Below are 6,063 nucleotides of genomic sequence, written 5' to 3' on the forward strand. Positions count from 1 at the left end.
AATAAGACACTTGAACTTGAAGTACAAGTGGATCCATCTTTGATTGCAGGTATTAAAGTACAGGCAAATGATTTAGTGATGGATAATACGGTCATTGCGAAGATTGACGCAATGAAGGAAGCAATTAATAGATAAGCAGGTGATATGATGAGTTTAAATCCAGCAGAGATTTCAAAATTAATCAAAGCTCAGATTCAAAGTATCGACCAGGATCTTGAAATGAATGAAAGTGGTACTATCCTAACAGTAGGTGATGGTATCGCAACGGTATATGGATTGAAAAATGCCATGATGAGTGAATTGTTGTTATTCCCTCACGATGTATATGGTATGGTCATGAACTTAGAAGACGAACAAGTAGGTGTCGTATTACTAGGTGATAATTCCGATATCAAAGAAGGTGACGTTGTAAAACGTACAGGTCACATCATTGAAGTTCCAGTTGGTGATAGTTTGATGGGTCGTGTTGTCAATGCATTAGGACAACCGATTGATGGTTTAGGTGAAATCAAAACAGATAGAACACGTCCAGTAGAACGTGTGGCCCCAGGTGTAATGACAAGAAAGAGTGTATCGGTTCCATTACAAACGGGTTTAAAAATTATTGACTCTATGATTCCAATTGGTCGTGGACAACGTGAGTTGATCATTGGTGACCGTCAGACTGGTAAAACAGCAATCGCAATCGATACGATTTTGAATCAAAAAGGTCAAAATGTAAAATGTATTTATGTAGCGATTGGTCAAAAGGCAAGTACTGTAGCTCAAATCGTTGAAAAATTAAAACAACACGGAGCTATGGAATATACTACGATCGTAGCGGCTACTGCATCTGAAGCAGCGCCATTACAATATATTGCACCTTATGCAGGTTGTGCAATGGGTGAAGAATGGATGGAAAACGGAGAAGACGTATTAATTGTTTATGATGACTTATCAAAACATGCCGTAGCTTACCGTACACTGTCTTTACTTCTTCGTCGTCCTCCTGGACGTGAAGCGTATCCTGGAGATGTATTCTACTTACATTCACGTTTATTAGAGCGTGCTGCACGTTTAAATGAGAATTATGGTGGTGGATCTTTAACAGCTTTACCAATTATTGAAACACAGGCCGGAGATATCTCTGCCTATATTCCTACAAACGTAATTTCAATTACGGATGGACAGATTTTCTTGAAAACAGATATGTTTAATGAAGGCGTTCGTCCAAGTGTAGATAGTGGTTTAAGTGTAAGTCGTGTAGGTAGTGCTGCACAGACAAAAGCTATGAAACAGGTTTCTGGTTCATTAAAGCTTGAACTAGCTCAATATCGTGAAATGGAATCTTTTGCGAAGTTTGGTTCAGATTTGGATGCGAGTACAAAAGATGTATTGGATCATGGTGCAAGATTAACTCAATTATTGATTCAAAAACAATATTCACCATTAACAGTGCCTGAACAAGTATTATCTTTGTATGCTGCAAAAAATAGATATTTAAAACCTGTTGAAGTAGACCAAGTTGGTGAATTTGAACAAGGAATGTTGGAGTATGTACATCGTGAATATCCTTATGTTTTAGATCAGATTGAAATGAAAAAGGCAATTGACGATGAATTAGAAGCGGATATTAAGAAGGCTTTGGATGCATACGCAAAACAATATGCACTAGAAAAGGGTGCGCAACATGGCACAGAGTAGACAGGCTATTCAAGCCCGAATCAGTTCCGTTAGTTCAACTAAAAAAATCACAAAAGCAATGCAGCTGATTGCTTCAAGTAAATTAACTAGACAAAGACAAATTATGGAAGAAAACCGTAGTTATGCACAAGGTCTTCAAGAACTATTCACAATGGTACTTCGTAGTGCTGGAGATGATTCTATGTATTTAAATGAGAATCAAGGAAAGCCAAGCTTTATCTTTGTGATCACAAGTGATATGGGACTTTGTGGTGGCTACAACGCAAACGTGTATCGTATGATACAAGATGAGTTTTCTGAAAAGGATCATGTAGTTATGATAGGGATTCGTGGTTCTGCATGGATTTCAAAAAGAAACTACAACGTTAAAAATGTATTAAGTGATCTTGACGAGGATGATGTATATGATGCTTTATCGAAATGTATGCAGGATGCATTAGACTTGTTTGAAAAGAAAGAAATTTCAAAAATTCAAATTTTATATACGCACTATAAGAACACATTGACATTTGTTCCTACTTTAGAAACGGTTTTACCTGTTTCTAAGCCTCAGGAAGAAAAGAAGTCAGGTATGCATGCGGATATGATTTTTGAACCAGATAAGGAAACCATGTTACAAAACATGATTCCTATGGTGACAAAATCAATCCTTTATTCTCGTTATCTAGAGAGTAAAACAAGTGAACAGGCTTCTCGAAGAATGGCAATGGAGAGTGCAACTGACAATGCAGAAGAATTGCAGGATAATCTTGAACTTGCATATAACCGTGTACGTCAAGGAGCTATCACGCAAGAAATCACTGAAATTGTCGGTGGTGCAAATGCACTTTCATAAAGGAGGGTAAACATGAGTCAAAATATTGGAAAAGTCGTTGAGATCATTGGTCCGGTTGTGGATATTCAATTTTCACAAAATAATTTACCAGATTTATTAACGGCAATTGAAATTGAACGCCCAAATGAAGAAAATCTAATTGTAGAAGTCGAACAAGATATCGGTGCTGATAGAGTACGTTGTATTGCGATGGGAAGTACAGATGGTTTGGTTCGTGGTATGGATGCCATTGATACTAAAAAACCAATTCAGGCTCCTGTCGGAGAAAATGTATTGGGTCGTATGTTTAATGTTTTGGGTAAACCAATTGATGGTTTAGGTGATGTAGATGCTCAAACTATGCCAATTCATAGAAAGGCACCAGCATTTGATGAACAAAGTACAACAAGCGAACCATTGGAAACAGGTATTAAAGTTATTGACTTACTATGTCCTTACGCAAAGGGTGGTAAGATTGGATTGTTCGGTGGTGCCGGAGTAGGTAAAACCGTATTGATTCAAGAGTTGATCCACAATATTGCCAAAGAACATGGTGGTAAATCCGTTGTAGTAGGCGTTGGAGAAAGAACTCGTGAAGGAAATGATATGTATCACGAGATGAAAGACAGCGGCGTATTAGATAAAACAGTATTGGTTTATGGACAGATGAATGAAAGTCCAGGAGCCAGAATGCGTGTTGGATTAACTGGTCTAACAATGGCAGAATATTTCCGTGATGTAGAACACCAGGACGTATTATTGTTTATTGATAATATCTTCCGTTTTACACAGGCAGGATCTGAAGTTAGTGCCTTATTAGGACGTGTTCCTAGTGCTGTAGGATATCAGCCTACATTAGCTACAGAAATGGGACAGTTGCAAGAAAGAATCACATCAACAAAAGATGGCTCTATCACTTCTGTACAGGCTATTTATGTGCCTGCGGATGATTTGACTGACCCAGCTCCAGCAACAACATTCTCTCACTTGGATGCAAAAACGGTATTAGACCGTGACATTGCGGCATTAGGTATTTATCCTGCCGTAGATCCACTTGAATCAAGTTCACGTATTTTGGATCCACTTGTAGTTGGTGAAAAGCACTATAAAGTAGCCCGTGGAGTTCAAAATATTCTACAGAGATATAAAGATTTACAGGATATCATTGCCATCTTAGGTATGGATGAATTAAGTGAAGAAGATAAGAAAGTTGTTAACCGTGCACGTCGTGTTCGTAACTTCTTGTCTCAACCATTTAATGTTGCCGAAGTATTCTCTGGTATTCCTGGAAAATATGTACCTTTGGAAGATACAATTCGCAGTTTCGAACGCTTATTAGCAGGTGAATTTGATGATCTTCCAGAACAAGCATTCATGTTTGTTGGAACAATTGAAGAAGCACAGGAAAAAGCTAAAAAAATGGCTGGTGAATAGTCATGATTGCTTTTAAAGTAGTAACACCAAAAGGCGAATATTTAAAGCAGGAAGTCAAAAGTATCCATGTAAAGACGGTGGTTGGAGAAACAACAATTTTACCAAATCACATGCCTATCTTTGCATCTTTGGTGCCTTGTAAGCTTGTTTTGAAAAACGAAAATGATGAAGAAGAAATCTTTGCGATTTCTGGTGGCTTTTTACAATTCAACAAAAATGAAGGCATGATTCTAGCTGATGCGATCGAAGGAAAAAAAGATATCGATCTTGAGCGTGCAAAAAAATCAATGGAACGTGCTAAAGAGCGTTTAGAGAAAAAAGATTCAGATACAAATCTAAAAAGAGCTCAGTTATCATTGGAAAGAGCAATTAATAGAATTCATGTATATGGCGAGTAATCCTCGCCATTTTCTTTTATTAAATTTTAGCAAACTTGTTGCATCAGTGCTAAAAATGAGTATAATAGTATTTAGCAGTTAGAACAGTTAAGTGCTAAAAGGAGGATGAATTATGTTACAACCTTTACATGATTATGTTTTATTAAAGAAAGAGAAAGAAGAAAAAACTACGGCAAGTGGAATCATTTTGACAAGTGGAAAAGAAAAGTCAAAGCTTGCAGTTGTCGCAAGTATTGGTGCAGATGTTAAAGATGCTGGATATGCTTGTGGAGATAAAGTTTTATATAAAGAATATTCAGGAACCACAATGAAGATTGATGATGAAGAATTCATTGTCATCAAAGATGAAGATATCATTGCAGTAAGTAAGTAGTAGGAGGTAATGAATTATGGCTAAAGAAGTACGTTTTTCAAAAGATGCTCGTGAATCCATGTTAAGAGGTGTTAACACATTAGCAAATGCAGTTCGTGTTACTTTAGGTCCTAAAGGACGTAATGTTGTTCTTGAAAAGGAATATGGATCCCCATTGATCACAAATGATGGTGTAAGTATTGCCAAAGAAATTGAATTGGAAGATAAGTTTGAAAATATGGGTGCTAAATTGGTATATGAAGTTGCCAATAAGACAAATGATACAGCTGGAGATGGAACAACAACAGCTACAATTTTAGCTCAAAGTATGATTGAAAATGGTTTACGTCAAGTGGATCGTGGAGCAAATCCTGTATTGATGCGTGAAGGTATTGAAAAAGCAGCTAAGGCTGTGAGCGAGTATATCTTGTCCGTGTCTAAAAAAGTAGAAAGCAGTAAAGATATTGCCAATGTTGCGACAATTTCATCTGGATCGGAAGAAATTGGTAAGATTATTGCGGATGCGATGGAAAAAGTTGGTCGTGATGGTGTTATTTCAACAGATGATTCAAAGGGATTTGAAACAGAACTTGAAATTAGTGAAGGTATGCAGTATGACAAGGGCTATGTTTCTCCATATATGGTGAGTGATCGTGAAAAAATGGAAGCTACAATGGAAAATGCTTATGTATTAGTAACGGATCAAAAGATTACAAACATTCAGGAAATCTTACCTTTACTTGAACAATTGGTTCAGGCAAATCGTGCGTTATTGATTATTGCGGAAGATTTAGAAAATGAAGTAGTTTCTACTTTGGCATTAAATAAACTTCGTGGAACATTCAATGTAGTTGCGACTAAAGCTCCAGGCTTTGGTGACAACCAAAAAGAAATGTTGCAAGATATTGCGATTATGACAGGTGCTAAATTCTATTCAAAAGATTTGAATATGGAATTAAAAGATATGCAGTTATCGGATTTGGGTACAGTTAAAAAGATTGTTGTCACAAAAGATAATACAACAATGATTGGTGGAGCTGGAAGTAAAGAAGATGTGGCTGCTCGTGTAGCTGAAATTGAAGCACAAATGGAAAACACTACAAGTGATTATGATAAGAAACGTATGGCAGAGCGTTTAGGTAAATTATCAAATGGTGTTGCGATCATTAAAGTGGGTGCTGCAACTGAAAGTGAATTGAAAGAAAAGAAACTTCGTATTGAAGATGCGTTGAACTCAACTCGTGCTGCTGTTAGTGAAGGTATTGTAGTTGGTGGTGGAGCTTGTTTAGTAAAGGCATATGTTGCTTTGAAAGATGAAGTAAAATCGGATGTAGTTGATGTACAAAAAGGTATTAAAGTTGTATTTGATGCATTGTTAGCTC

7 protein-coding genes are annotated in these 6,063 nt (G+C 36.9%); all 7 read left to right on the forward strand.

The window, feature by feature from the left end; all coding sequences use genetic code 11:
- Positions 1-135, forward strand: a 135-nt coding sequence (locus tag ACZQCL_RS05405; protein ID WP_482482096.1) for a F0F1 ATP synthase subunit delta, incomplete at its 5' end; no start/stop codon positions are given.
- 12 nt (positions 136-147) lie between these two features.
- Positions 148-1,683 (forward strand): F0F1 ATP synthase subunit alpha, encoded by a 1,536-nt coding sequence (atpA, locus tag ACZQCL_RS05410; protein WP_117572067.1) that lies wholly within the window; start codon positions 148-150, stop codon positions 1,681-1,683.
- Complete coding sequence (gene atpG, locus ACZQCL_RS05415) at positions 1,670-2,518, forward strand: ATP synthase F1 subunit gamma (RefSeq protein WP_118114295.1); 849 nt, start codon at positions 1,670-1,672, stop codon at positions 2,516-2,518. The genes atpA and atpG overlap by 14 nt, the downstream gene beginning before the upstream one ends.
- A 12-nt stretch (positions 2,519-2,530) precedes the next feature.
- The gene (gene atpD, locus ACZQCL_RS05420; protein WP_117926255.1) at positions 2,531-3,931 is read left to right on the forward strand and encodes a F0F1 ATP synthase subunit beta; all 1,401 of its coding nucleotides are present in this window, start codon (positions 2,531-2,533) and stop codon (positions 3,929-3,931) included.
- Between the two features lie 2 nt (positions 3,932-3,933).
- Positions 3,934-4,329, forward strand: a complete 396-nt coding sequence (atpC, locus tag ACZQCL_RS05425; RefSeq protein WP_117926253.1) for an ATP synthase F1 subunit epsilon — start codon at positions 3,934-3,936, stop codon at positions 4,327-4,329.
- 112 nt (positions 4,330-4,441) lie between these two features.
- The gene (locus ACZQCL_RS05430) at positions 4,442-4,702 is read left to right on the forward strand and encodes a co-chaperone GroES (RefSeq protein WP_117572063.1); all 261 of its coding nucleotides are present in this window, start codon (positions 4,442-4,444) and stop codon (positions 4,700-4,702) included.
- Positions 4,703-4,718: 16 nt separating this feature from the next.
- On the forward strand, positions 4,719-6,063 hold a 1,345-nt coding region (gene groL / locus ACZQCL_RS05435; protein WP_482482094.1), incomplete at its 3' end, for a chaperonin GroEL.

The sequence above is a fragment of the Holdemanella sp. genome, from assembly GCF_056804935.1.

Bases quoted from the DNA above. Each gene is read 5' to 3' on its own strand.
- atpA (WP_117572067.1), top strand. From the start codon at position 148: ATGAGTTTAAATCCAGCAGAGATTTCAAAATTAATCAAAGCTCAGATT.
- atpG (WP_118114295.1), top strand. From the start codon at position 1,670: ATGGCACAGAGTAGACAGGCTATTCAAGCCCGAATCAGTTCCGTTAGT.
- atpD (WP_117926255.1), top strand. From the start codon at position 2,531: ATGAGTCAAAATATTGGAAAAGTCGTTGAGATCATTGGTCCGGTTGTG.
- atpC (WP_117926253.1), top strand. From the start codon at position 3,934: ATGATTGCTTTTAAAGTAGTAACACCAAAAGGCGAATATTTAAAGCAG.
- ACZQCL_RS05430 (WP_117572063.1), top strand. From the start codon at position 4,442: ATGTTACAACCTTTACATGATTATGTTTTATTAAAGAAAGAGAAAGAA.